The sequence below is a fragment of the Mucilaginibacter sp. P2_D11 genome, assembly GCF_056404435.1.
Genome location: NZ_JBFUEA010000059.1, coordinates 1 through 580 on the forward strand (window position 1 = coordinate 1; position 580 = coordinate 580).

1 protein-coding gene is annotated in these 580 nt (G+C 45.3%); it reads left to right on the plus strand.

Annotated features, from left to right (window positions below; all coding sequences use genetic code 11):
* On the plus strand, nucleotides 1-580 hold a 580-nt coding region (locus AC1DXC_RS27335; RefSeq protein WP_477462341.1), incomplete at both ends, for a glycoside hydrolase family 3 protein.

A 580-nucleotide genomic window follows, 5' to 3' on the forward strand; every position in this document is an offset into this window, starting at 1 on the left:
GGATATTGAAATGGGATCAAGCGGGCCGTACGATCAATGGTATTTTGCCCAACCATTACTTAAAGCAGTTAAGGAGGGCCGGGTTTCGGTAAAAACAATAGACGATAAAGTGCGCAGGATTTTGTGGGTAATGTACCATACCTCCATGAGTGCCAATCAGCCCAAAGGATCTATTGCTACATCAGCGCATACCCAAACTGCATATGATATTGCCTCAGAATCCATCGTCCTGTTAAAAAACGACGCTCATTTATTGCCTTTGAAAGCGGCTAACATTAAAAGTATTGCGGTTATAGGGGATAATGCTGTCCGAACATTTGCTTTAGGAGGTTTTGGCGCGGGCGTAAAAGCCAAATACGAGATAACGGCATTAGACGGTATAAAATCAAGGTTCGGCAAAACAGCGAGCATCAGTTTTGCCCAGGGCTACAGGGCCAACTATTTAGCAAACAATACTGATGCGCAAAATACTGGCTATGACCGGCCCGACCAAAAACTAATTGATCAGGCCGTGGCGCTGGCAAAAACCAGCGATGTCGCCATTTTGTGCATCGGCTCAAACCGTGAATATGAAAGCGAA